Source organism: Streptomyces sp. NPDC057280, assembly GCF_042668605.1.
Lineage (GTDB): Bacteria > Actinomycetota > Actinomycetes > Streptomycetales > Streptomycetaceae > Streptomyces.
Genome location: NZ_JBHUYR010000010.1, coordinates 52,154 through 73,885 on the forward strand (window position 1 = coordinate 52,154; position 21,732 = coordinate 73,885).

Consider the following 21,732-nt stretch of genomic DNA (forward strand, 5'->3'; position numbering starts at 1 on the left):
GACCGCACCCGCAGTGCGCCCACGCACACCGACGGAACCTCCGGCGTCGAAGCCAGCTTCGACTGGGGCAAGGTCGCCAAGACAGTCCTCGACTTCCTCTGAAGTCTCCCCGCGCCGGCGTCGCCGGGATCCTCCGGCCACCGGCGCGGTCCCGGCTGAGCCGGGCTCGCCCGGAGCAGCCTCGTTGAGGAAGCGAAGTGACGAATCATGGCACTTAACCTGCCGGTCCAGACGGTAATCAATCGCTCCGTGCCGTACGAGCCCTACATGGTGCTGTCGGCTTTCAAGGACGGTGATACCCCGGCCCTGTTCAGGCACCAAGTGGGTGGCGCCTACGGCCATGACCCAAACGATCCGAGCCCGTGGCAGTGCAGGGACGCGGAGGCAATCACGTGCCAGCCCGGGTCCTGACCCCGGTCGGCAAGGCTTGCCGGACACGTTCTGACACGCGATGGCACGTTTCCTGACCTGCCTCGTATTGGGGCCCGGCGGGGCGGGCCCCAATTTCCGCCCTTTCCCTCCAGGCCTCGAGAGCGGGGCCTCGATCACAAGTGCGGGCGGCCCAAAAAACCGGTGCACCAGAACGCCCACAGTGAAGCCCTTTTTCCAGTTAAAATTCAGCCGCCCCTTCACGACGGGCCAATCAGAGACCGCGGCGAATACAGGTCAACAATCAACAAAATTACTATTCTCCGCACAGTGCGATCGCCGATCAGTTTCACATTGACGTAGGACCCGAGGAGGAAGTTATGAACTGGAAAATGCCTGACGACATGGAACCCGGCGACGTGGTCAGCATCCTCGGAATTGCTCATGTCTTCTACGAGCACAGCATGCGAATTGTGCGCCTGACAACTCCCCCAAGCGAGACGATATCCTGGGCCAACAAGAACCCTGGGAACATCGTGCGCTCCGGAGAAGCGGAATCCTATGGCGCATACCGCGGCAAGTACAACTACTTGTTCGCCATTTTCCCGACCGAAGCGACAGGATTCGAGGCCGTCAAGAGATTCCTTCGACACCCTAATCGCCGCACGAAGACGATTCTTGGGATGATGAAGATATACGCTCCCAGTGGGCACGGGCCAAACTCCCCTGAGGAGTATGCTCAGCAAATAGCAGATTCGCTGGGAGTCGATACAGAAACGCGGATTGAGGATCTGTCAGACGCGCAGATCGTCGATTTCGCCAAGAAAATCAAGCAAGTGGAGCAATGGATTCCAGGACAGGAATTCAACCCAGACAATTTGCCGGAAGACGTGCGTGAATGGCTGACTGAACATCCTACTCGGGCGAAGCGCGCGGCTGCCGACCAGCCGTTTGCCAAGATAGGGGTACCCCAGTCGGAAGGGGTCAAGAACATCCAGAGGCGGCTCAACGATCTCGGCCGAACCCCTCCTCTCGTAGTTGACGGCATATTCGGCACAAATACCGATAAGGCTGTGAAATGGTTCCAGCAAAAGAATTTTCTTGCCGCAGACGGCATCGTAGGCAACAAGACGTGGAAAAGGCTCGTCGGACTTTGAGGCACCAGACTCCGTCGGTTGGGCCAGATGGCCTGACCAAACGCTATGCGGAACAGGGCGCCGACGAGACCGCGGCTGCCTCATGAACGCGGCAACACTGAGGAACAGGGCGTCCCAGTCGTGACGCCGATGACGCGGCACAGCCCCGGCGAGACCGCCTTCTCCCCCTCGGCCGCCAGTCCTCAACGATCTCCGGCCAGTTCGATGCCGCCGCGGTGCGGCGCCACCAAGCAGGCGAGGCGGTGACTGTCAGCCAGCCCGCACGATCCACGGTGATCCTTGGCAGGGCAACTTCTACGTCTTGCGCTGGGGTCTGTAGCGACCGCTCACGCCCGGAATATATCTAAATGTTGCCTTTTGTGTCCAAGTGGCGAGAGAGAGCAGAGGCTCTTGACGGCCCAAGCGCAAAGTTCAGTCCCGTCAGTCCCGTGACAGCTGTCGATTCGTCTGTGAACTGCGCCTTCCGTGACAGGGATGCTCCGGCATCCTGCCGCTCCTCCAGGGCGAGATAGACGAGCATGGCGCACTCGTACGGGTACCGGGAAAGCGTCTTGATGGCGTCCTGGTGCAGGGACAACACGATCGTGTCACGCCGCTCCATCGGCCCCCTAGTGCCGCTTACCGAGGCCTGGAACTCCTGCACCTCAGCCTGGACGACGCCAAACGACCTTTCAGTCCCATCAGTCCCGCAGTAGAAAGGCGCTGGTCAGCGGTACCGAAGGTACCGATTACGGGACTGATGGGACTGACATTTACTGGTTAGGTCGCGTTGTGTGGGGTTGAGTACCGCTGGCGCTGGAAGCGCCATGCCAGCTTCTGGAAGGGCTGCTCAGGACCCTGCTGCACAGCTTCCCTGCCGCGTCTTTTCGGCAAGCTCCTCGAATAGCACCCGTGTTTTGGGGCGTGCGGCAGCGCCGATTACCGCCTGCGTGGGTCGTGAGAGTTACCGGCCAGCGGAGGCTATCTGTACGGAGCGGCCTTGCGAGCGGGTCGTCTTCATGCCGACCTTGCCGGCCTCGATGGTGCGCGGGTCGACCGCTTCACCGGGGGCGCCGACGGTGTAGGGGCCGGCCGGTTCGGTGTCGCGGTCGTGTGGCAGGAGGAAGAAGACCCGGCGTGGGAACAGGCCGCTGTCGGGGTCGCTGTCGGCGCCGGCCTTGAGGTTGGTGTAGCCGACGATGCGTCCGTCGCGTGAGTAGCGGGGCTTGCCGCGGCGGGTGGTGACCTTGTCTAGGGCCTGGCGGACGTAGTCGAGGTCGTCGATGTCTTCCAGCCACACCACTTCGGCTTCGTCCGTGAGCTGGGCGTCTTTGAGCATCGAGCTCATGGCCGAAGACCCTCCTGAGTGTGCGCGGCCGGTGGGTGGCCTGGGGCGGCGGGTGCGCCGCTCGTGCGGTGCGTGGGGGTGGAGCTGGGGTCGCGGTTTTCATGGTACGGGCCGGTTCGCACCGCGTGCAGCCGTGCGCGTGCGCTCATGCTGCGCCTTCGCCGGTGCTGGGCAGCAGGCCGAGGCCAGGGTAGAGCTTGACGTCGTTGCTCTTGATCATCTCGGACGGGGAGGACAGCCCGACCTCCTGACGGATGCGGCTGGCGAACGCCCTGCTGGTCGCGGGACGGATGCCTTCGTCCGAGCACCAGTACCCGTAGGTCTCGTAGAGCAGCTTCTGCTCGACGCGCAGGTCGGACCCCTTGGTACAGCGCTCTGTCAGGAACCGCCCGATGTGGTCCTCGGTCTTCTCGTACGCCTCGGTGGCCAGGCGCACAGACGCGGGACCATGAAGGGGATCACGGGTAGCCAGGTAACGGCGGGCGCCCTCGATGAGCCAGTTGAGGATGCCGGGACCCTCGTCGCGGACGAGCTCGTGCCCAAGGTTGTCGATTTTGCGGGCGTCGGAGACCGTCCGCTCGAAGGGGACGAGGCGGATACGGCGCCAGAACGCGTAGCCGCCGGTGCCGACTTCGGGCTTGTGATTGCCCAGCAGCCACAGCTTATGCGTGGGAGTGAAAGTGAAGAAGTCCTGCCGCATCCGCCGCGCGGTGATCGTGTCGCCGCCGGTCAGGAGCTTGACGCGGGCTTCGTTGAACTTGTCGTCCGGCTTGAGCTCACTGCACACCACGATCCGCCGGCCATGCAGCTCGGTGAGCTCCGTGGAGTGCTCGGCGAACTTCCCCTTCTCCATCAAGAACCCCGGCGGCGCGGCATTCGCGTAGTCGCCGAGGATGTGCATCATCACCTCGAGCAGCACCGACTTGCCGTTGGCGCCGGCCCCGTAGAGGAAGGGCAGGATCTGCGCGCCGACATCACCGGTGACGGAGTAGCCCAGCAGCAGGTGCAAGAACGAGATGGTCTCGCGGCCCTTGTCGTCGTCGCCGAAGGTCTCCTCCAGGAAGCGCTGCCAGCGAGGGATCGGCATGGCTTGCGGGGCGACCGTGGTCGCGCGCGAGTGCATGTCCTGAAACGGGTCGGGCTTGCGCAGCTCACCGGTGTGAAGGTCGGCGACGCCGCCCGGGGTGCACAGAACGTAGATGTCCCCGTCCAGGACGTCCGGGTCCAGGCTGAGCCCGGGAGCCGCCTGCGCCTGCTGCAGCAGCGCCTTCACGCCCGCGGTGGACTGGGTGCGGCGTCGGTGCGCCGCGAGCTCACGGTCGCTGAAAATCCCGCGGGGGTCAGTGCGCGGCATCTGCTCCGCCATGTCTCCCGCGGCCCAGATGGCACTCTTCTCACCCCCCGTGCGCTTCCACCGGTACTGGTCCCACACATACCAGCCCAGACCTTCGACGTGCCGGAAGCGGTCGCTGAACAGCCGGGCAAAAAGCCGCGCGTTGGCCCGGTCGGTCAGCTCCTCCGGCAGCAGTCCGAGCACCGGATCAGCTGGAGGCCGGGCAGGCGCGGGGGCCGCCTGCGCCGGGAGCAGGGGCTGCCCATCGGCTGTAGGGATGCTCAGCTGGCGCATCTGCTCGGCGGCCGCCACTGCATCGAAGCGGCCCGGCTCGGCGCTGCTCATGAACGTCCTCGGATCAGGAACGGGCGCTGCGCGCCGGCGGGCAGAGACGAGAGGGGACGCGAACAGGAGGGACGACCCGCGAGGCGCGGACTCACCGCAGACGCGTGTGTCGAGTCGGGCATCGAGTGCGTCGCAACCTGGCGTACCACGGGATCCCCGTTGGGGCTGGTCTTCAGCAGCCAGTCACAGCACCGGCAGCACGGAGAGTGCTGTTGCGGGACCGACGGGACTGACGGGACTGAGATTTTCACATGCGGCACAGACAGTAGCGCACGCCTCCCGGGGGGCGGGCGCGATGGGTCCGGCGTGTCGAAAGTTCAGTCCCGTCAGTCCCGCTGGGGAGTGGGACTGACTCGCGGGACTGAAGGAGCGGGACTCAGTCCCGCACGAGTCCCGTACGAGACGTGCAGGTCAGAGCTCTCGTCCTTCCCATCGCGGGACTGACGGGACTGAAAGTTGCAGTTATGAGCGGCATAGAGCGCATGAGGTTGGTACTTACGTGCGCACGCGCATACACACACGCCTGATGGCTATAACTGCAACTCTCAGTCCCGTCAGTCCCGTAGAGGTAACAAAGCCTGCTTTGACCTGGCCTTTCATCAGCGGGACTCAGCGGGACTCAACGGGACTGAAGCCCTCGGAAGGGAAGCCCACCAGTACGGCGGCTGGGGCCTGCACCGGCATGAAAGATTGCGGGGGCGGCGCCGTTCGGGTGCTCCGAGCGGTACACCGTTTTCCCTCTCGGGTGAGGCTGCAGGCAGGACAGCCCGCACGAGCGTTCCCGGACGGTAGCGCCGCGCGCCGCCGCCCGAGCGTGAGCCGACGCGGTACGAGTCGAGGCATGACCCACGACTTCGGCGGCCACTTCACCAAGGAGCTTGGCAAACGCTTCGGCTCCCACACCGACAGCTGGCCCACGAGCGCGGAGCAGGTGCCCCCCTTCTTCACGATCGTCGTCAACACCTTGGGCACGGACGACGCAGCACGGTGGTTCGAGGCGGCTTGCAAGGCCCACCAGAGCGTGGAGACCGCAGAGCGGGACCGGACCCCACCGCTCCCCCACCACGTGGAGACCGAGGCGCACCACGAGATCCCCCATCGGGACTCCAGCGTCGACGTCGACGTCGACGTGTTCTTCGGCTGCGCGCTGAGGGCGTGCTCGCGTGGCAGCGGCCGGGCTGGCAGAGCGCCGTTGGCAGCAGGCGCGAACGCATAGCCGCCGACCGTTGCAGTCGAGCGAGAGTGCAGCCCCGGAGGAAGGTGCGTTTGACGGGGGCTCCGGGCCGGTGCCGAACGGCGGGCGGTCGGTAGCACCCGGTAAACCGGCCTCTTCTGGGGCAGCAGAACAACCGCCGCTGCCGGTGAAGGGGGAGAGCAGAACAAAGCAGGGGCTTCCCACGAGCGACGTCGGTCGGGACGAGCGAGTAGGCGTTAGCACCAGGTGAACCGGGTCGTTCTGGAGCAGCAGAACACCCGGGTGACCGGCTGAGGCGAGGACGCTGATGCAGCAAGGATGCCGCTGCACGAGCAGCAGCCTTGTTCTGCCTGGGCCCATGCAAATGCTGCGCGACGGCCGCTGCACTCCAGTGCTTCTCTCCGGCGACCACCGCCAGGACCTGGAGCAGCACAGCCAGGAGTAGTGTCACGCCACTGCCGCAGGCCCTCGTCTCGCACCTCACAGCTCATGTCGCCCACCTGGGGAAACGGGGTGTGAGACTCACAATCTCCGCGTCGTCGGGGAGGTCCAGGAGCGGCTTGCGCGGGGCGGGGAGCAGTGGCACCGGGCCACCGGGCAGCAGCCCGCGACGTTGCAGGACTCGGGCGCGAGCGCGGCACCAGGATGAGCAGAACTCCCGGGGCCGGCGCCCGGAGCCAGGGCAGGGCTGGGTGCAGACCTTGCAGTGGCCCGGGTCGGCGACGGGTGCCAGGCGCTGGAGCAGTCGGCGAACCTGGGCTTCCTCTTCCATCCCCTGCGGTACTCCGTCGGAGGTGCAGCCCTCGATGAGCTCGGTGAATGAGGCACGGAAGACGGTGAGGTCGCGGCGGCAGGCCCCAAGCAGATCGAGGTAGTCCTCTACGGGCCAGCTGGCGAAGGTGCCGGAGCGCGTCAGGTACAGGCCGACGGTGTCGATTCGGTAGCGGTCCTCAGTGTCGAGCAGCAGATAGCCGGCCAGCTGCCACGCTTCGGCCTGGCGGAGAGTGCGGGTGGCGCGGGTGCTCTTGAAGTCCAGCAGCAGGCCGTCGAGGGCGAGGTCGGCGTCCGCGGTGAGATGGGGGGTCGGGAACGTGGGGCCGGGCGTGCAGTCCTCGGGCCGGGAACGGTCGCGCAGGCCCTTCAGGGGGCCGTCGGCGGCCTTGTAGAGCTGGGCGACGACGTCGGCCACCATGTCGCGGTGCGGCAGCTGGCGAAGCCGTTCGAGGGTGAAGGCGCCCGGGTCCTCGCGGGCGGTGATGGCCAGCGGGGTGTAGGCGAACCCGATCGGGGTGCGGTAGTTGACCTGGTACCAGGCCGTAGCGATCAGCAGGCGGGCCAGTTCCTCCTCTTCGTCCTGGCCCCGGTCCATGGGCAGGTCACGGTTTTCGAGCTCCAGGCACAGCACGGTCTCCTTGAGCCGGTCGGCAAGTTCCTCGCCCACGGCGCGCATCGCCTGACCTGTGCCCTCCGCGCTGAGGTGCAGCATGCCGAGGATCGCGGCCGGGTCGACGGGCTTGACGGCGGTGAAGGCCAGGCGCAGCCGGTAGTCGATCGCGGTGCCGACGGTACCGGCCTCCGTGCCCACGCCCGGGCCGGGCAGCAGGAGCTGGTAGTCGTGATGCCGGGCCCGGTAGTTCTTGCGCAACAGGTGAGCGCCAGCCGACAGTTCACGGTCAAGGAAGCGGCGCAGCGGAGTGCGCGGACAGTGGATACCTGAAGTCAGGCTCATGAACACCGCCTTGGGCAGCGAGCGCCATCGAAGCGCTTCGGGGTTGTCACGGTTTGGACGGTAGAAAGCGGCACTGACATCCCGTCACCCACACGAGGGAACGAGGGGAACCGCGGGCGAGGGATTCACCCGCACGAGGGGCGACGCGGCGTCCTTGGTGACATGGAACCGGCAGAGGAAGCCGACGGTGTCACGGGCTTCCTCACACCCTCACAACCTCACAGTTCACCCTGTTCACCTGGGAAAATGGGCTGTGAGCCTCACAGACTTCACAGCCGCTGGGGGCGGGTTGAGGCCTGCGTGATAATTCACCAGCCCACGCCCTTGAGCTGTCGGTATGGTCCCGGCATGGACTCGCCGGTCACGTTCGATCGCCTCCTTGAAGGCGCCCAGCGCTTCGCCCGCCTGGCGATGGAAGCCCACGCCGAGCAGGACCAGGAGGTGTTCCTTCTGCACGCCGGCGTCAGCGTGGAGCGCCTGGCGAAGGCGGCGCTGGCCCGCGTCCATCCCACCTTGCTCACCGAGATGAGCGGCAAGGACGACATGCTGCTGTACTTCGCGGGAGCGGTGGCCACACCGCCGTCCCGACTGAGGACGATCGGCGCGTCGACGGCGATCGGCCGGCTGCGGAAGATGGACATCCTCCCGCAGAAGCCCAGCAGCGAAGCCGCTGATCTGGACGGCCTGATCGAGCTGCGCAACGGTGTCGCCCACCTCGGGACAGACGATGTGGAGGACTACCTCGGGACCTTCATCGCGACCGTGGACCGGCTCTTACTGCACCTGGAACAGGAGGCCAGCTCCTTCTGGGAGTCTTGGTCGGACACGGCCCGAGTGGTTCTGGACGACCGGGCGGACCGCCTGCAGAGGGACGTGCGCCTGCGGATCAACCAGGCCCGCTACCGGTTCCGGACGCGTTTCGCGGACCTTCCGGAGGGAGCGGTCGACGGTGTGCAGCAGGCCGTCAGCCACCACGGGCTGGTCGTGGTCGAGGTTGGCCCGGCGAAGGCGCTGTTCCAGGCTCTGAGCCAGTGTCCTGCCTGTGACCGGGAGGCGGCCGCTCTGTTCCTGGCCGTGGACCAGGGTTCCCTGCTGTTCGACATGGAACTGACGGCCGAAGGTCTCCTGTGCGGGCTGTGCGGGTTCCGCCTCTCCAGCACTGCTGAGGTCGAGGCGATCGGCTTGCCGAACACCGTCCGGTACGCGGAGTCGAAGGACGTGCTGGAGTGGATCGTGACGGAGACAGCAGGCCCGGTGGAGCGCCTTGCCACCATCAGACTCAGCCTGCCGGACCTCTACGCACACGACCGCTGGTAGGCGACTGCTCACAGCCTCCGGCGCGTAACCAGCGGTACGTACGATGCCAACGGATTCCGCTCCCGGCAACTGACATGCCGGGGGCGGAATCCGCTCATTAGGCCTCTTCTAGCGCCGAGGCAGGGCAACACTCGCTGCCGCTGCGAGACCGGATGCGCCGATCGTGGAGGCGGCTGTGAAGACGGCCGGCTCCTGCGGGAGGAGGACCGTCATGATGACGGCCGCCGTGAGAGCAGCAAGCGCGAGTCCGAGTGCGGTGATCACCGGGATCCAGTGAAGAGTGGGAATGCTTGGTTCCGGGTCGGAAGAAGTGTCGGTCACCTGATTTTCCTTTGGCTCAGAGGTGTGCATGTATTCACGTTGAGAGACAGGGGCTGAGTGGTAGCAACACTCGTGGCGCCCCTGCCCGTTTTCGTGCTTATCGCTTACGCCGGTTTGTGCCCTAGTTGGACGTGTTGGAAACCAACGCGTGCCAGCCCTCGGCAACTTTCAAGTAGACGCACGCTTGGGGGAGTTGGCAGCCCCTTTCCGGCATCTTTAGCCTCTTTCTTGACCTGGATACGTTTTCAGTGTCGTCAGCCTCAGAAGCAACAAGGGCCTCAAGATTCGTACTTCCCGCCATCTTTTGGCAGTTCCCGAGTAGGCGGTTATAAGCCAACTCCAAGCGGAGATAAGTAGGGGGAAGTTGGTCACCTGCCGGAATACGCCATGAGGTGCTGGCTCGGTGGTTCTACCAGGCCGCTCCTGGCCTGAGCAGGTTCGGTGCATCGAGCCCTGTCGGCACAGGTCGCCGCGCAACACGTGTGGCCCGTGTTGCACGAGCACCCGCACCGACCGTCAGCTCAGCGGTATCACCAGCCCCAACGGAAAGCGTCCCCGACCCTCAGCGCGGCGCATCCAGTGCCCACGTCCAAACGCTACAACTGCAATCCTTCTACGGGGAGTTGTTTCGAAGTTGTTTATTGGAGCCTTCCAAGCGGGAACAACAAGGATAGAGTTGGTCGCCAACTTGATGCAGATGGTGGAATTTTTACTTCCGTGACGAATGGGGCTCAGAGGTGTGCCTAGCCGCTCTGTGGTAGCAGCAGCGCGGCCCAGTCGTCGAGCAGACCGTGCAGTGGAAGTACGGCGCTGGCGGCATCATCGCGATGCTGCTGCTCACCATCGTCATCAAGGCAAAGGGGTGCCTCCACACGCTCACGTGTGGAGGCACCCCTTTGCCCGGAGCAACTGACCAGCTTCTGTCCCGCAGGAGTGACAGATCAGTCGAGCCAGACGACGTCCAGCACTGACAGGTGGCTCAGCTCGCGATTGGCGAAGTAGACGACGGACAACTGATCGACGGAGGCGATGCGCACGTCCTCGCCCTCCAAGCCCCGCCGGAATCCCACTGCGGGACCGCGGCGTCCAGCACGCCCTGCACCATGTGTTCCGCGTGCTCGGGCAGCGTGGCAAGCACCTTCACGGACGCCGCAGGTGAGGAATGCGTCAACCGCTGGCGCGGAAGCGATGCGGGCCTGCCACACCTGCAACAACGGCGCACATTCGAGCAGCCCGTCCAGTGGAAGTACGGCGCCGGCGGCATCTTCGGGATGCTGCCGCTGACCATCGGCGTCAAGTCTCGCAGGGGTGACAGATCAGCCGAGCCAGACGATGTCCAGGACCGACAGGTGGTGCAGGACGCGGTTGGTGAAGTAGATGACGGACAGCTGGCCGATGGAGGCGATTCTGATGTCCTCGCCCTCGGGGTCGCTGGCGTCCCACTGCGGGAAGCCCCAGGGGTTCCCGGCCGCGGCGTCCAGGACGTCCCAGGCCATCTGCTCCGCGCGCTCGGGCAGGGCGGCGAGCACCTTCGCGGCCTGCGCGGAGAGACGGACCGCGTACGGCTGTCCGGTCACCGGCGCCTGCTCCGGATTTCCTCCAGGTCCACGAAACCGGTCTCGTCGTGGCCGGAGGCGAGGAACGCGTCGACCGCCGGGGCGGAAGCAACGCGGGCCTGCCAGACCTGGACGACCTCGTACAGGTGGGCGAGGGAGAACGTCCGGCGCGACTCCTCCAGTGCCGCCGCCCATTCCTGCTCGAAGGCTGGCACCCACCGCTCCGAGCGCGTGCTGGCGCGCAGCTGGGTGAGCAGTTCTGCCGGAGCTCCCGGCGCGGGGGCGTACGGCGTGACGGGTGCGTGGTCGGGCTGCGCGCTCATCGGAACCTCCCGGCGGGTCGTATCGCCACCGTACGCGCGGTGACGCGCGGTGTGGACGGACATACGGTGATCCCCTTTCTAGGAACAGCTGGCCGACATCGTGGCCCACGCACAGCGGCGTCTTCAGCCCGACCGGAGACGGTCGCCGTTGCCAACATCAGGTCCCTCGAAGCTGTGGGTCAGCGGGGTTGTGGCGAGTGAGACGGACGGGCTGGTCAGCATGATCGGGTGCGGTCCGTACGGAGAGTTCAAGACCGTCATCTGATGCGTGAGCTCCCGTGATCTGCAGTGGGGGTGACTCCACCATGACGGGGCCGACCTGGATGGCCTGGCCGAGGATTTCTACTTGGTGGTCCGTGACGAAGCCGGTCATGTTGATAAGACCTTGGGCTTCCACGAGTGCGCGGATCTGCGGAGTGTCGTTGGCGGTGATCGTGGCGGTCATATTGGCGCCGATTTCCGCGGAACTGCCCGTGAGGAGCGCGTAGGCGGTGCGGATGGCCGCCTTGTCGGCGCTCGGGATGGTCACCGGGACCTCGAACGTGGTCACGGCCAGTCTCTCAATCGCGACCAGCTGCTCCAGCAATTCGATCATTGTGTCGGCGAAGTGCTGGTCGGCTCCGTCGGTCACCGGCATGGGCACGCGCTCGGTGACCGGCTGGCCGGCGAGCATGACCTGCAGGGTGTGATGAGGCTGAAGCGCGGCGGCGAAGCGGACAAGGTCCAGGCTGGCCGCAGGACGCAGGCGGTCAGCGAGCTCGTACTTCAATCTGACCTGGAGCGCGCCGATGCTGTAGTCCATCCGCAGGTGGCACTCGCAAGACCCGGTCAGATCGGTACCGCTCAGGACGCTCCCGCTGGTCCCCATGCGCAGCGCCGTCATCTGCAGCCCGAGTACTGCGACGCGTCGGCCCTGCTCGTCGGCGATGAGGAGCTGCGCGGTGTGGTCGGCGGGGACCTCATGTCCTGAGACTCGCAGTTTCATCCCCGGGTTGGGCTGTCCGCTGGACAGGCCAAGGACCGCGGGGCCGTTCATCTGGAGATCGGCGATGTGCTCGCCCGGCACCTCGACCGGGTCGCCGAAGGCGAGGGCCCGCTCCCAGGCCCGCGCGGTCTCCTGTGCTTCGGGAGTGTCCGCGAACGCGACCCAGAAGCCTGCCGGCCGGTCCTGCTCGGCGCCGGGGTAGGCGGGCAGCATCTCCACCGAGGAGTCGCCTTCAGGTCCTGCGGTCAGCTTGAACCGGTAGTGCGGTTCCAGTTCCGCCAGCCGGTCGATCATGCTGCGCATGCGGTGCAGGGCTTCGCCGGTGTTAGCGATGGGCGCCCGCTCAGGGATCAGCTGTCGCAGCAGGTCTTCTGTCTCAGCCAGGGCATTGGCGAAGTAGAACCTGCGGACCTGCGGATGCTCGGTCAGCCGCGTCTCGATCCATGTGGCGCCGCGCCACTCCAGCTCGAAGGGGTACTGCGCCTGCAGGCCCTCGAACCACTTCAGCTCGCCCGGCGTCGGATCGATCGGGACGATCAGGTCCCACGTGAGGGGCTGGAGCCGGGCCGCCCGGGCGAGGGACGATTCCACCTGCGCCCTGCGTCCGTCGGTCATCCGACCGGTGAACGACTTCATCTCGAAGACGTGCAGCCCTTCCGGAGAGGTGAACTGCGCGTCCCGGCCCCCGTCCCCGCCAGCGCCGTCGATCCTCTGGATGCTGGGGTGCATGCGGCTCAGCAGGACCGCAATGCCTTTCTCGAAGGCTTTGGGGTCATCAGGCCAATCGATCCCGCTCATTCCGCCGCCGTTTCTCCGAATCGACTTTCAGTAATCCAGGTCGAGGTAATCGATGTCGTTGATTTCCACGTCCGACAGTCCCATAGCGCGACCGCCGCCGTCCTGGAAATACACTTCCTTAAACCCTTCGGCGATGATTCCGCGCATCTGCTGGTCGCTGGCTCCCGCGTCGCGGGCGTCGAACAGGCGGCGGGCGTACTCCGGGGGGAGGTGCACGGTCAGTCGCCGGAACCGTCCGTCGTCGGTTGTTCCGATGGGGGCGGTGTAGCCGAAGCGGGCCCTTGTCTCCACCGTGATCCCGCCCGTGGTGGCGGCCTGGCGCTGCCGGCGCTTGCGGTTGAGCGGCTGCCAGCGCGCGCGAACCATCGCCTCGATCTTCGCGGCGACGTCCGGGCGCGCGTGCTTGCGGGCCCCGCGCCGGTAGCGGTTGATCGAGTCGGCCGTGACCCCGACCTGCTCGCCGATCTCCTGGGCGCTGAGGTACTTGCGCAGGAAGGCGACCTGGCCCTTGAGGGTCTTGGGCGGGTCCTTGGTGAACGCCTCCTGGTCGGCGCGCTCGATCGCGTCGTCGATCTCGTTCACGTCTTAGCTCCCGTCGAGGTCGTCATCCGGGTGGAACCGGTCGTGAACGGGGCGGGCGTCCCTGGCCGCATCGAGGTTTACGGCCAGGCGCTCGGCAACACCATCGCCCTCCGGCTCGAGGTAGCCCAGCGCGCGCAGCTCTGCGACGGCCGTGCGGAACGCTTCTCGGCCTTCGGCGGCCCCGCGCTCGGCGCGGGTCAGTGACGTCAACTGGTGCATCAGGGGCCGGTCGTCGTCGGTATAGCCGGTGGCGAGTTCGGCCAGGACACCGCGGGCGCGCCAGGTCAGGCGCATGTCGCGCATGGCCCGGGCGAACAGGATGGGGTCGTGCTCGGGCGGGTGGGTAGGCAGAGCCCATCGGGGACGGATGCTGTCGGGGGAGGTCATCGGTGCGGTCCTTCGTGTGGAGTCGGGCGGGGCAGAGGGATCGGGGTTACTCGCCGTCTTCGAGGACGGCGTCGCCGCCCTTGATGTGGCGGGCCGGATTCAGCCCCTTCTCCATCAAGTCGACCGCCCAGGCCATCTCCTGGACGCCCTCGAGCTTTGCCAGGCCCGGGGTGGGTCCGAGGCGGAAGCCGCCCGGCTGCGGCTTGCCGGACGCGGCGTAGGGCAGGAAGTCGAGCGGGCTCGCGCACTCAGCGCGGACGCACGATACGTGCGAAGACACACGTGACGGCTCGTACTCAATGACACCGACCGGCTGACCGTTCACGATCTTCTGCAGGGCATCTGGGAACAGATCCACAAAGTCGAGACCGACCGAAAGCAGATCACCCCGTAGGCAAATGCCTGGATCGGAGCACCCACCGTGCCCTAGCCGCCGACAGCGAAGAACGCCGAACATGAAGAACGAGCTAAGGCGTCCGCGGGTTAATGGAGTGTTTCCGTGGTCGCCAGACCGAGTGCGCTGGACGATGGGACCGAATGGGATGGCCCACCCGGTCCCATCGCCATCAGTCGTCATCTCCTTCTTGCGCGAATGGCCACCACTGTTCCAAGTGAGATGACCAAACCGGCGACGGCGACCCAAACGGCTGGTTGAATGCCTGCCAGCATGCCGAAGATGCCAATGAGTACGAGGGCGACTGCGGCAACCAGCGCGATCCACAGACCAGCAGCAGCTACAGCCCGTCCGGCCTCATCGCCGGGGCCCAGCGTGCTTCCTTGGTCGCGGCCTGCATTCACGTGATCGCCTCCTGTCAGTGCTGTCAGGACAGAGAGTCCTGCATTGCGCCAGCGGTTGCATTGCTTACGGTGTCGGCCGCGATCCCGCATCCCGCTACGGCGAGAGGGATGAGAAAGGGGACCCCTGCGGCAGTCGCCATCGTGGAGGTTCCAGCTGTACAGAGACCTCCGAATGCGGCTCCTGCGGCGATGCCAACGGCCTGCGAGAACAGAGCTTCGGGATCGTTTCGGTTCTGCCAGATTTCAGCCAGATCCTTGCCTCCGAAGACGCTGTCAACGAAACTACCGAAACCGAAAAGGCCGCTGGGATCAGCCCTACTTACCGGGTCGCCGCCCGCGTACAGGTACGCATTCTGTTCCTGTCCGGAGGGGTCGGGTTGGGTGAAGCGGCCGAGCTGGGGGTCGTAGTAGCGGGCGCCCATCTTGTACAGCCCCGTGGGGTCGAGGTAGGCGCCGCTGTAGCGGAAGGGCTGGGGGACCGCCTCGCTGGTGGTCCCGCGGGGCAGGCCCGTAGGACCGTAGGCGTAGGTGTGGGTGCGCTTGCCCGCGTCGTCGACGAGGCCGAGGACGTTGCCGGTGGCGTCGGTGAGGTAGTAGTAGGACTTCCCCCCAGTCGTCATGGAGTTCAACGTGCCCTCAGGTTCACGGATGAATCCGGTGTCAACGCCGCCTGTGGTCGTGGACGCCAGGCCCAGGGCGGTGTGGTGGAACCAGGTCGAACCGAGCTTGGTGCGTTCGGAGTTGTCGGTGCCCGCGTGGACCAGGTCGTAGGCCGTGCCGCCAGTGGTGATGGCGGAGAGCTGGCTGTAGTCCGTCCAGGTCTCGTTCGTGCGCGCGGAAGCCGTGACGCGTCCGCCAGCCTTTTCGTTGCCGAGTTTGTCGTATGACCACGGCGTGGTGGAGCCGGTCTGGGCGGTCAGCTGGCTGGCGTCGTTGTAGGTGAAGACCGCGCTGCCCGGGCAGGTGGAGGCGGTGCCGTCCTGGGAGGTGAGGTTGCCGGCCTTGTCGAAGCAGTACAGCCAGGACGCCTTGCGGGTGCCGGCCGAGTCGGCTTCCAGGGCGTAGGTGAGGCGGTCCTGGGAGTCGTAGGTGTAACTGGTCTTGTACTTGGTGCTGTTGTCGGTGCGGGTGCGGATCTTGGTGGTGTCCTTGCCCGCGCTCGTGTAGCTGTAGGTCAGGTCGACCAGGGTGGTCGTGCCGGATGTCGTCTTGACCGACTTGGGGCGGCCGTCCTCGTCGATGCCGACGGTCTGGGTAGTGCCGCCGGGGTAGACGGTTTGGGTGCGCTTGTCGTTGTTGTTGTAGTCGAAGTCGGTCTTCTTGCCGGACGGGTCGGTGAGGTAGTCCAGACGGCCGGCCTCGTCCCAGGTGTAGTCGGTGGTGCCGGTGGGGTCGGTGTAGTAGTCGACGTCCCCGCCCGGGGTGTAGGCCAGCGCAGTCTGTGCGCCGCTCTGCAGAGTGCGGACCTTCTCCCGGTTCAGTTTGTCGTAGTCCCACGTGGTGGTGCCTGAGGCGTCGGTGCGGACCTTCAGGTTGCCGTCACCGTCGTAGGAGTACGTGACGGTGTCGTTGGTGGAGGAGACCGTCTTGACCCGGTCGCGGTTGTCGTAGCCGTAGACGGTTGTGATGCTGCGGCCGTCGGTGACGGTCTCCACCCGGCCCAGGTCGTCGTAGGTGTAGGTGGTCTCGCCGAGCGGCGTGGGCGGGGTGACCTTCTTCAGGTTGCCCTCGCTGTCGTAGGTGAAGGAGGTGACCTTGCCGTTGGCGTCCTTCGCCGTGCAGCGCTGGCCCTCGAAGCCGCCGCAGGTGGGAGTGGCGGAGTTGTAGGTGTAGGAGCGGGTGCCGCCGGCTGTGCCCGAGGTCGCCACCGACTTGGTGTTGCCGTTGGTGTCGTAGGAGAAGGAGTCCTTGCGGCCGTCCGCGCTGGTGAAGTCGTTGGGCAGGTCGGTGCCCGCGACTGTCTGATACGCCGTCACCGACGCGGTCGCCCCCAGGGGGAGCTTGGCGGAGGTGGGGTTGTTGCGCGCGTCCCAGCCGTAGGTGGTGGTGTTGCCGCCGGTGCCGTCTGCGCCTGTGCCCATCGCGTCGACCGCGGTCTGGGTGAGGTGATTCTTGTAGGTGGCGTGGCGGGAGTGGCCGAGCGGGTCGGTGACCTTGGTGACCTCACCGTCGTCGTTGTGGGTGTAGACGGTGTCGTCGCCGTCCGGGTCCGTGACGGTGGTGGTCTCCTTGCCGGTTGAGTCGGTGCCGTAGATGAAGCACCAGGTCGGGCCCGTAGAACCGGTCAGCCGCTGCATCGAGGTGACCCGGCTGGAGGGGTCGTAGGTGAAGACCGTGGCCGTGCCTTCGGGGGTGGTCACCTTCGTCACCCGGCCGCTGGAGTCGTAGTCGTAGACGGTGGCTTTGCCGTCGGTGTCGGTGACCTTGGCCAGATTGCCCGCACTGTCCAGGTCGAAGACGGCCGTGCGGCCGGTGTGGTCCTTGGCCTGCCACTGGCTCGCGTCCGTCTTGACCAGGTCGATCCAGCGCCCCGAGCGGGTCTCGGTGAGCTTGAAGCCCTTGTGCTCGCCGCTGGTGTCGTGCTGTTCGACGGTGATCGTGCCGTGGTTCTTGTCCGCCGTCTTCAGCAGCGTGCCCTGCGGGTTGAAGGTGTCGCGGCTGCCCGACTTGCGGTCGGTGAGGGTGTAGGTGCCGTCCGCGTTCTTCTTCAGGTCCTTGGAGTAACCAGTCGGGGTGGTGTAGGTGCCGTCTGTGTTCGCGGTGAAGCGCAGCAGCTCGCCGGTGGCGTCGAAGACGTCCACCTCGCCGCCGTTGACCTGCAGGTAGCGCTCATACGCCTGCCACCAGTGCCGGGACACCTTCCCCCACGGGGCTTCCAGGGAGTTGTAAGTGCGGGTGAGCTGGAGTTTGTGGCCCACACCGGCGATGTCGAAGTCCGTGGCCGCCAGCATCAGGTTGCCGTCGGAGACATTGACCCGCGCCACCAGCGCATCGTCGAGACGGGTGTCGATGATGCGATGCCACGGCACCCGGCCCTGCCCCTCGGGCAGATAGCCGCTGCCGGCGTCGGCGGCTGCCGACCGGGACGCGGAGCCGGCTGCCGTGCCCCCAGTGGTGCGGGCTTTCTGCGCCGTCCGCCAGGCGGCCACCTCAGCCGACGGCGCCGCCTCCGCTTTGGACGCCGGCGGCTTCGTCACGCCGGTCGGGGTTGGTGGCGCCTCGACCTTCGTCGGCTTCGTCCAGGGACTTGCTGGCTCGGGCAACTCCGGCTTCGGCGTCGCCGCCAGACCCGGAGCCGCCGCAAGTACCACTGCGGCGGTGGTCACGGCCGAGAGAAGAGCGGTTCTGCAGGTTTTTCGCGCACGCCGAAACGGCGTGCGCGCAGCACGCGAATGCATCAGCTTCCCCCCACAGGAAGTCAGACCCGGCGACCCCAACGGTCACCAGCAGCACACAAGCTGACACAAGAAACACACAAACGGGCCGGGCGTTCCCCCAGACCTCCTGTGCACACGTGCCGGAACCAGCCCCACCCCTTCAGCACGGCAAAACTAAACATAGAGGGCGAATCATTGGTCCTAGCAGGCGCAATCCCCAACCCGCTTGTCACTGTTGCGGGCGAAGTTGGCTGCAACAGCTCGTTTGGAGCATCTCGCCGACCAGACCGTGCTCGCTGGTCAGTCCCCCACAGCCTGGAGGCGAGTCGGCTACCGGCGTCGGCGGGTGTCAGGGGAGAGGCGGGCCGCGTGGGTCAGTCGCTGGCGCAGGGCGCGGCGTCGGGCGGCGGTGGTGCGTGAGGTTTCCAGGGTGCGGGTGTCGTGGAAGGCGCCGCCGAAGGTGCTCACCAGCCGGTCGAGGCGGTGGGTGGAGGTGGTGTGGCTTGCTGGGCTTCCTTCCAGTGCGGGCGGAAGAAGCTCGGCTCGCCGTCCAGGGCGCGGATGAGGGCTTCGACCTGGTCCCAGGTGCCGCGCATCTCGGTGCGGTGGCTGCCGCGAGGCTGTAGGGGGTGGGGCTAGCGGCGCGCTGGTACAGGGTGCGTAGGGCGGCCGGGAGGGCTGAGCTCAACTCGGTCTCGAGAGCGGAGGGTTGAGGACGTGGCTGGCGGGTGCGCGTGCCCGTTGCGCTCGCGTTCGGCCAGCCACACTCTGCGTACGACGTCGTAGTCGGCTCCCAGGGCGCGGGCGAGTTTCGCGGTGAGGTCCCAGGTGGGGAACTTCTCGCCGCTCAGCACGCGGGAGAGGTAGCTGGCGGAGACCTGGGTGCGCAGTCCGAGCTGGCGCAGCGGGATGCCGCTGGCGACCTGGAGCTTAGACAGGACGGTGGCGAGCTGGTTGGCGGCCCGCAGGGCCGGGCCGACCGGAGGCTGCGCGGGTGCGGGCTCGCCGTCGTCCGGAGCCGCCGGCTCGGGGTCGGGCGGCGGGGTGCTCGCGTGTCCGGGGGCGTACTGGTCCAGGCGGCGCTGGCCCCGGACCGAGGCGCATTGCGCTGATCAGCCGGTGGCCGTTCATCTATGCGGGCACCATCCCAACGCCGGAGCAAACCCCCGGATCAGGTCGAACCCGTACACCATCTCCGTGGACGTAACCGGTACCCGTTCTCTGTCACAACTGCTTCCGCGCATCCGTCAGTGCAGTGAACACACCGACGTTGATGTGAAGGAGAGCAGCAGCCATGACGCACACGCCCTCGAACGCAGGCGGATCGATCTCGCGGATGTCCGACCCGACTGAGTACGTGCCCGAGGTGAAGGACATCAGCGCCGCCCTCTTCCGGGCCACCGGCAACAAGTCCGTACCGCGCGCGACGATCAATCTCGTTCATCTGCGGGCCGGGCAGATCGTGGGCAACACGTATCTGACGGTGCTCAACACCGGTTTCCTGCGCAAGGGCGGGGAGTCCGAGGAACGCATCACCGCGGTGGCCTCGTGGCAGGACGCCCCGTACTTCAGCGAGGCCGAGCGTGCTGCTCTCGCGCTGGTGGAAGCCACCCTCCAGCCTGCGCCGCACGGCCGCGAGCGCGTCACCGACGAGCTGTACGCCGAGGTGGCCAGGCACTACGACAAGAAGGCGCTCGCCACGCTGACTGTCGCCATCGGTCAGATCAACTTCTTCGTCGCCCTGGCCGTCATCGGCAAGCCTCAGCCCGTCGCCTCCCTCGCCGACGAGCAGTGGGACTGAGCCGACCGAGGCCCTGGTGGCCTTCTGGGTAGCGTTCGTTTTCAGTCGTTGCAACGCCCGCACTTGGCGGGCGTTGCGTTCAGCTCGCTCTCGTTGCAATGATCTATGGGCTATGAGCTGGGGTTTTTTGTACTCTTCGCAATTATTCTGTTGCTGATTTTGTAAATGCAACGTAGCGTTTCGTATATAAGAAAGATCCTCGACTCGTTGGAAGGAGGCCGTCATGAAGTCCTCGGCAATGGCCTCGTTCATACGGTTCGTGGTCTTCGGTGGGGGTGTCGGGGTGCTCAGCAGCTTCGCCGTGGTGGGGTTGGCCATGGGGGTGCCCTGGGGGGTCTCCAACGCCGTCGTCACCGTGGTGTCCACCGTGTTGTGCACCGAGCTCCACGCCCGCTACACCTTCGGCAAGAAGCGTGGTGCCGGGTGGCGGGAGCACTGGCAGTCCGCCGGGTCGGCCGGGGGCGCTTATCTCGCGACCAGCCTTGCCGTGTTCGTGCTGGATGTCGTGCAGAGCGGGCACAGCATGGCGACCGAGCAGGTCGTCTACCTCGGCGCCTCGGGGCTCGCGGGTGTGGGGCGGTTTCTTGTGCTGCGGCTCTTCGTGTTCGCCGGGCAGCGTGAGCGGCGTACGAGTGCGCGGGGGTGGAGGCTCGCTGCCTAAGATGTCCGGGTGCGTGCGGGGCTGAGTGGTGAGTCGGTGGTGCGGGGCGGGGCCGAGCTGGCCGATGAGGTCGGGTTCGAGCAGGTGACCGTGTCCGCGCTGGCCCGGCGGTTCGATGTCACCGTCGCGAGCCTGTACTCACAGGTCAAGAACTCGCATGAGCTGAGGGTGCGGATCGCGCTGCTTGCCCTGGAGGAGCTCGCCGATCGGGCGGCCGTCGCCCTCGCCGGGCGGGCCGGGAAAGATGCGTTGAGCGCCCTCGGGAACGTCTACCGGGACTATGCGCGCGAGCATCCGGGGCGGTATGCGGCGACTCAGCTGCGGCTCACCCCGGAGGAAGCCGCTCGTAGTGCCGGAGGGCGGCATTCGTTGATGACGCGGGCCGTCCTGCGGGGGTACGACCTGGTGGAGCCGGACCAGACGCATGCCGTCCGGCTGCTGGGGAGCGTTTTTCACGGCTTCGTCAGCCTGGAGGCCGGGGGCGGGTTCAGCCACAGCGCCCCGGAGAGCGGGGAGAGCTGGTCGCGGGCGCTTGACGCCCTGGACTCGCTGTTGCGCAACTGGCCTGCCCCGACTGCCGTGTGAGACGCGCAGGGGCGTTCAGCGGCCCTGGTTGGCCTCGCGCAGGATCGCGTAGGCCTCGGCGACGGGGTCGGGGTACGGGATCAGGTCGGGGTTGATGACCAGGTGGGCCTCCGCGGTGCGGTCCTCCTGGGCGGCGAGTGTCAGGGCGTTGAGAATACGGCCGGTGCGGTCGCGGAAGACCGAGCCGGGGCGGCCGTTGACCATGCGGTGCTCGACGGTGACGCCGATCCGGCGCAGTGGCGGGACGATCGCGGCGAGCAGCCGGGTCACGTTGTGGGTGCCGACGATGTGGGTGGGCCAGGGCAGCGGCTCGCGGCCGCCGTCGCTGGTGGTGGCGATGGCGGCGACGAGCTGGCGGCACGCCTCCGGCGAGCAGCTGACGGCCGCCGCGGTCTCCTCGATGCTGCATCCGAACGCCTCGCGCAGCACGAACACCGCGCGCTCCAGCGGGGAGAGCCGCTCCAGTACCAGCAGGGCCGCGGTGAGCAGGGAGTCGGTCAGCTCCGCCGGCCGTTCCGGGTCGGGGTCGGTGAGCAGCGGGGTCATCGTCCAGGGGACGGCGTAGGGGTCCTGGTCGAGGCGGTCGGCGCGCAGGGCCTCGGTGCAGACGCGGGTGACCTCGGCCGCGAGATGACTTTCGACCGATGCGGGACGCAGCAGGCTGTCCGCCCAGCGCCGCCCGGTCGCCCGGACGGCGTCCTCGGCCCGGCTCGCGCTGCCCAGGATCCGGTGGGCGATCGCCAGCAGCAGCGGCCGTACTTCCTCGAACTCCTCGGTCCTGGTCAC

The 21,732-nt window shown here is 66.6% G+C and carries 20 protein-coding genes and 1 pseudogene; 6 read left to right on the forward strand and 15 right to left on the reverse strand.

Going from position 1 to position 21,732, the window contains the following annotated elements:
- Nucleotides 1–749: 749 nt before the first annotated feature.
- Nucleotides 750–1,526, forward strand: a complete 777-nt coding sequence (locus ACFUO4_RS37785) for a peptidoglycan-binding protein (RefSeq protein WP_383493522.1) — start codon at nucleotides 750–752, stop codon at nucleotides 1,524–1,526.
- Nucleotides 1,527–2,469: 943 nt separating this feature from the next.
- Here ACFUO4_RS37785 and ACFUO4_RS37790 read toward each other — a convergent pair.
- Nucleotides 2,470–2,853 carry a DUF6009 family protein gene (locus tag ACFUO4_RS37790; protein ID WP_383493525.1) on the reverse strand — a complete coding sequence of 128 codons (384 nt, stop codon included), beginning with the start codon at nucleotides 2,851–2,853 and terminating at the stop codon, nucleotides 2,470–2,472.
- 145 nt (nucleotides 2,854–2,998) lie between these two features.
- Complete coding sequence (locus ACFUO4_RS37795; RefSeq protein WP_383493528.1) at nucleotides 2,999–4,531, reverse strand: phage/plasmid primase, P4 family; 1,533 nt, start codon at nucleotides 4,529–4,531, stop codon at nucleotides 2,999–3,001.
- A gap of 841 nt (nucleotides 4,532–5,372) precedes the next feature.
- On the opposite strand from ACFUO4_RS37795, the gene ACFUO4_RS37800 reads away from it, so the two are divergent.
- Nucleotides 5,373–5,747: a hypothetical protein gene (locus tag ACFUO4_RS37800; protein ID WP_383493531.1), complete on the forward strand. Its 375-nt coding sequence runs from the start codon at nucleotides 5,373–5,375 to the stop codon at nucleotides 5,745–5,747.
- A gap of 466 nt (nucleotides 5,748–6,213) precedes the next feature.
- Here ACFUO4_RS37800 and ACFUO4_RS37805 read toward each other — a convergent pair whose 3' ends face one another.
- The gene (locus tag ACFUO4_RS37805; protein ID WP_383493534.1) at nucleotides 6,214–7,455 is read right to left on the reverse strand and encodes a hypothetical protein; all 1,242 of its coding nucleotides are present in this window, start codon (nucleotides 7,453–7,455) and stop codon (nucleotides 6,214–6,216) included.
- Nucleotides 7,456–7,803: 348 nt separating this feature from the next.
- On the opposite strand from ACFUO4_RS37805, the gene ACFUO4_RS37810 reads away from it, so the two are divergent.
- The gene (locus ACFUO4_RS37810; RefSeq protein WP_383493537.1) at nucleotides 7,804–8,772 is read left to right on the forward strand and encodes a hypothetical protein; all 969 of its coding nucleotides are present in this window, start codon (nucleotides 7,804–7,806) and stop codon (nucleotides 8,770–8,772) included.
- 1,262 nt (nucleotides 8,773–10,034) lie between these two features.
- On the opposite strand, the gene ACFUO4_RS37815 is transcribed toward ACFUO4_RS37810, so the two are convergent.
- The 11 genes and pseudogenes from ACFUO4_RS37815 to ACFUO4_RS37865 all read right to left on the reverse strand — a co-directional run bounded on the left by ACFUO4_RS37815 (nucleotide 10,035) and on the right by ACFUO4_RS37865 (nucleotide 18,975).
- Nucleotides 10,035–10,163, reverse strand: a complete 129-nt coding sequence (locus ACFUO4_RS37815) for a hypothetical protein (RefSeq protein WP_383493540.1) — start codon at nucleotides 10,161–10,163, stop codon at nucleotides 10,035–10,037.
- Nucleotides 10,164–10,409: 246 nt separating this feature from the next.
- Entirely contained in the window at nucleotides 10,410–10,670 is a 261-nt protein-coding gene (locus ACFUO4_RS37820) for a hypothetical protein (protein ID WP_383493543.1), read from the reverse strand.
- Entirely contained in the window at nucleotides 10,667–10,972 is a 306-nt protein-coding gene (locus ACFUO4_RS37825) for a DUF6247 family protein (RefSeq protein WP_383493546.1), read from the reverse strand. Before ACFUO4_RS37825 ends, ACFUO4_RS37820 begins: the two co-directional genes overlap by 4 nt.
- Before the next feature lie 157 nt (nucleotides 10,973–11,129).
- The gene (locus tag ACFUO4_RS37830) at nucleotides 11,130–12,755 is read right to left on the reverse strand and encodes a hypothetical protein (RefSeq protein WP_383493549.1); all 1,626 of its coding nucleotides are present in this window, start codon (nucleotides 12,753–12,755) and stop codon (nucleotides 11,130–11,132) included.
- 27 nt (nucleotides 12,756–12,782) lie between these two features.
- The gene (tpg, locus tag ACFUO4_RS37835; RefSeq protein WP_383493552.1) at nucleotides 12,783–13,337 is read right to left on the reverse strand and encodes a telomere-protecting terminal protein Tpg; all 555 of its coding nucleotides are present in this window, start codon (nucleotides 13,335–13,337) and stop codon (nucleotides 12,783–12,785) included.
- 3 nt (nucleotides 13,338–13,340) lie between these two features.
- Nucleotides 13,341–13,724, reverse strand: coding sequence for a hypothetical protein (locus tag ACFUO4_RS37840; protein WP_383493555.1), 384 nt, complete (start codon nucleotides 13,722–13,724; stop codon nucleotides 13,341–13,343).
- 46 nt (nucleotides 13,725–13,770) lie between these two features.
- Nucleotides 13,771–13,965 (reverse strand): annotated as a pseudogene (locus ACFUO4_RS37845) (hypothetical protein); the annotation flags it as partial.
- Nucleotides 13,966–14,545: 580 nt separating this feature from the next.
- On the reverse strand, nucleotides 14,546–17,920 hold the full coding sequence (locus tag ACFUO4_RS37850) for an RHS repeat-associated core domain-containing protein (protein WP_383493558.1): 3,375 nt from the start codon (nucleotides 17,918–17,920) through the stop codon (nucleotides 14,546–14,548).
- Nucleotides 17,921–18,229: 309 nt separating this feature from the next.
- Complete coding sequence (locus tag ACFUO4_RS37855; RefSeq protein ID WP_383493561.1) at nucleotides 18,230–18,367, reverse strand: hypothetical protein; 138 nt, start codon at nucleotides 18,365–18,367, stop codon at nucleotides 18,230–18,232.
- Nucleotides 18,364–18,495 (reverse strand): hypothetical protein, encoded by a 132-nt coding sequence (locus ACFUO4_RS37860; RefSeq protein WP_383493564.1) that lies wholly within the window; start codon nucleotides 18,493–18,495, stop codon nucleotides 18,364–18,366. The genes ACFUO4_RS37855 and ACFUO4_RS37860 overlap by 4 nt, the downstream gene beginning before the upstream one ends.
- Before the next feature lie 39 nt (nucleotides 18,496–18,534).
- The gene (locus ACFUO4_RS37865) at nucleotides 18,535–18,975 is read right to left on the reverse strand and encodes a helix-turn-helix domain-containing protein (protein ID WP_383493959.1); all 441 of its coding nucleotides are present in this window, start codon (nucleotides 18,973–18,975) and stop codon (nucleotides 18,535–18,537) included.
- A gap of 218 nt (nucleotides 18,976–19,193) precedes the next feature.
- Here ACFUO4_RS37865 and ACFUO4_RS37870 point away from each other — a divergent pair, with 218 nt between their 5' ends.
- From ACFUO4_RS37870 to ACFUO4_RS37880, 3 genes are all read left to right on the forward strand, one after another.
- Nucleotides 19,194–19,700, forward strand: a complete 507-nt coding sequence (locus tag ACFUO4_RS37870; RefSeq protein ID WP_383493567.1) for a carboxymuconolactone decarboxylase family protein — start codon at nucleotides 19,194–19,196, stop codon at nucleotides 19,698–19,700.
- 223 nt (nucleotides 19,701–19,923) lie between these two features.
- The gene (locus tag ACFUO4_RS37875; RefSeq protein ID WP_383493570.1) at nucleotides 19,924–20,361 is read left to right on the forward strand and encodes a GtrA family protein; all 438 of its coding nucleotides are present in this window, start codon (nucleotides 19,924–19,926) and stop codon (nucleotides 20,359–20,361) included.
- A 9-nt stretch (nucleotides 20,362–20,370) separates the two neighbouring features.
- Entirely contained in the window at nucleotides 20,371–20,946 is a 576-nt protein-coding gene (locus tag ACFUO4_RS37880) for a TetR/AcrR family transcriptional regulator (protein ID WP_079310896.1), read from the forward strand.
- Nucleotides 20,947–20,961: 15 nt separating this feature from the next.
- Here ACFUO4_RS37880 and ACFUO4_RS37885 read toward each other — a convergent pair whose 3' ends face one another.
- Complete coding sequence (locus ACFUO4_RS37885) at nucleotides 20,962–21,732, reverse strand: sigma factor-like helix-turn-helix DNA-binding protein (protein ID WP_383493573.1); 771 nt, start codon at nucleotides 21,730–21,732, stop codon at nucleotides 20,962–20,964.

Excerpts from the sequence above, each read along its gene's own strand:
- ACFUO4_RS37870 (WP_383493567.1), top strand. The coding sequence starts at position 19,194 with ATGACGCACACGCCCTCGAACGCAGGCGGATCGATCTCGCGGATGTCC.
- ACFUO4_RS37840 (WP_383493555.1), bottom strand. The coding sequence starts at position 13,724 with ATGACCTCCCCCGACAGCATCCGTCCCCGATGGGCTCTGCCTACCCAC.
- ACFUO4_RS37830 (WP_383493549.1), bottom strand. The coding sequence starts at position 12,755 with ATGAGCGGGATCGATTGGCCTGATGACCCCAAAGCCTTCGAGAAAGGC.
- ACFUO4_RS37810 (WP_383493537.1), top strand. The coding sequence starts at position 7,804 with ATGGACTCGCCGGTCACGTTCGATCGCCTCCTTGAAGGCGCCCAGCGC.
- ACFUO4_RS37805 (WP_383493534.1), bottom strand. The coding sequence starts at position 7,455 with ATGAGCCTGACTTCAGGTATCCACTGTCCGCGCACTCCGCTGCGCCGC.
- ACFUO4_RS37800 (WP_383493531.1), top strand. The coding sequence starts at position 5,373 with ATGACCCACGACTTCGGCGGCCACTTCACCAAGGAGCTTGGCAAACGC.
- ACFUO4_RS37860 (WP_383493564.1), bottom strand. The coding sequence starts at position 18,495 with ATGCGCGGCACCTGGGACCAGGTCGAAGCCCTCATCCGCGCCCTGGAC.
- ACFUO4_RS37850 (WP_383493558.1), bottom strand. The coding sequence starts at position 17,920 with ATGCATTCGCGTGCTGCGCGCACGCCGTTTCGGCGTGCGCGAAAAACC.
- ACFUO4_RS37795 (WP_383493528.1), bottom strand. The coding sequence starts at position 4,531 with ATGAGCAGCGCCGAGCCGGGCCGCTTCGATGCAGTGGCGGCCGCCGAG.
- ACFUO4_RS37875 (WP_383493570.1), top strand. The coding sequence starts at position 19,924 with ATGAAGTCCTCGGCAATGGCCTCGTTCATACGGTTCGTGGTCTTCGGT.
- ACFUO4_RS37825 (WP_383493546.1), bottom strand. The coding sequence starts at position 10,972 with ATGAGCGCGCAGCCCGACCACGCACCCGTCACGCCGTACGCCCCCGCG.
- ACFUO4_RS37790 (WP_383493525.1), bottom strand. The coding sequence starts at position 2,853 with ATGAGCTCGATGCTCAAAGACGCCCAGCTCACGGACGAAGCCGAAGTG.
- ACFUO4_RS37785 (WP_383493522.1), top strand. The coding sequence starts at position 750 with ATGAACTGGAAAATGCCTGACGACATGGAACCCGGCGACGTGGTCAGC.